General features: G+C 76.3%; 2 protein-coding genes. Both read right to left on the minus strand.

Translation table 11 applies throughout. The features are described from left to right. On the minus strand, positions 1-672 hold a 672-nt coding region (locus AC2CHG_RS31145), incomplete at its 3' end, for a hypothetical protein (RefSeq protein ID WP_484526177.1). Next, positions 669-2073, minus strand: a 1405-nt coding sequence (locus AC2CHG_RS31150; protein ID WP_484526178.1) for a hypothetical protein, incomplete at its 5' end; no start/stop codon positions are given. The genes AC2CHG_RS31150 and AC2CHG_RS31145, both read right to left, overlap by 4 nt.

Below are 2073 nucleotides of genomic sequence, written 5' to 3' on the forward strand. Positions count from 1 at the left end.
GGCGTCGGCCAGCCGCCCGGCCCGCCGGCCGCCCAGCCAGAGCACCGCCGCACCGGCGACCACCCCGGCCACCGCGCCGCCGGCCAGCAGGTACCGGGGCAGCGACGGGCTGATGGTACGAGCACCGTCCGGCACCAGACCGGCCCGGACCAGCCGGTCGTAGTTGAGCACGATCACCTTCAGCGCCTCGACCGGCCGGTCCACGAACGCGTCAGCGCCCCGGCCGATGGTGGTCTCGGTGACCACGGCCCGGCCCAGGTCACCACCAAGGCGGGAGCAGCCGTAGGTGTCCCAGTCCTCACCGTCGCGGCTCATCGCCAGCACCAGTGTGCCCTGGGCGGCGCGCTCGGTGTCGTCGCACGCCTCCCGCAGGTCGGCACCGGGCTCCATGATCAGCACCACCAGCCGCCGGTTGCCGATCACCCGTTCGGCGGCGGCCCGGTCCAGGTCCACGCCGGGCGCCGCGTAGACCGAGGAGCCGCGTACCTGCCGCGCGATCGGCCCGTCCAGGACGCCGCCGGTCCACAGTGCCCAGCCGGCCAGCGCCAGGCAGGCGAGCACCGCCCGGCCGAACGCGGTACCGACCAGCCGGCCCAGCAGCCGGCGCGGGCCGGTCGCCGTCCCGCCACGACGCTCCGCCGCCTGTCGGGGCCGGTTCGCGACGCGGCTCACGACAGCCTCGCCCGCAGGTAGACGTCCGGCCGGTAGCCGGGCATCCGCACGTCCCGGGCCACGTCGTCCAGCTCGGCCGCCGCATCGGCGAGCAGTTCGCGTACGTGCCGGTCGGGCAACCCCTCGTCGAAGGCGTCCCGGGCCGCCCGCAACCGGCCCACGCCCCGGACCAGCGCCGGGTCGCTGCGCGCGTCGGTCAGCAGCGACAACTCCACAGCCAGCGCGGAGAGCCCGGCCAGCCGGGCCGGCGTGCCACCGGGGCCGACGTCGGCCGGGCGGCGGCCGGACCCCCGCACGGTACGGATGGACAGCACCACGAAACCCGCCACGCACGCGGCGAAGAGCCAGGGCAGCACCGGCAGCGCCACCCGCAGCGGGTCGAACGGCCGGTACGGCAGCGGGCGGTCGAACAGCCCCGCGTACCGCACGTCGGTGACCTGGGCCAGATACGTGCCGAGCACGTTCTGCTGGGGATAGGCGTAACGGCCGATCCGCCCGCCGAACTGGGCGTAGAAGCTCGCGGTGGCCACCTCGGCGAATTCCGCAGCGTCCGGACCGTGGTACTCGATCCAGTCGCCGTACATCACCACGAGCGGCTGGTCCGGGGCGAGCCGGTGCAGCGCCGGCCCGTACGCGGGCAGCGGCTCCCCGTACGGCTGCGCGGGCAGCACCACGAACCAGGCGCCGTCCGGGAACGCGGTACCAGCCGCCTTCTCCGGCAGGCGGGTCAGCGTGGCTCCGGCGCCCACGTACCGGCCGGTGGCCCGCAACGCGGTGACCATCGGGGCCAGTTCCGGACCGGTCGGCTCCCGCCAGCGCAGGTCGTCGCCGTCCGGCGGGGTCGGCTGGTCGTGCAGCGCGGCCAGCAGCGCGAGCACCGAGCCGGTCACGTCGTGTGTGGCGAACCGGGCCCGCCAGCCCGGCAGGTCGTCCGGCGACGCCACGTAGAGGCCACCGCTGACCTCGGTGCCGACGATCCGGATCTCCGCGTTCTCCACGTCCTTGACCCGCCGGCGTTCGGCCTCGTCCAGACCGGGCGGGGCGACCAGGATGCGCGTGCCCCGGTCACCGATGGCGGCCCGGACCCGCTGCTCGTCCCAGCGCGCGACCGCCCCCGGCAGCCGCACCACCGGCTCGGCGGCGACCAGCGCCGTCATCTCCTCGACCGACGGCACGCTCGCGTCGCTCAGCTCCCCGGCCGAGCCCTCCGGCAGCGCGGCGGCCGACGGGGAACGCCCGTAGCTGACCTCCACGCTCTGCCGCTGCGCCACCAGGAACACCACGAGCACCGCCGCCGCGGCGGCCAGCAGCGACCAGCGCAGCAGCTCCCGCCGTACCCTCGTCATCGCCCGGCCCGCCACAGCTCGTCGGCGCGGCGGGCGTGCTCGGCCGCCGCGCGGG

Source organism: Micromonospora sp. ATLC20, from assembly GCF_057196585.1.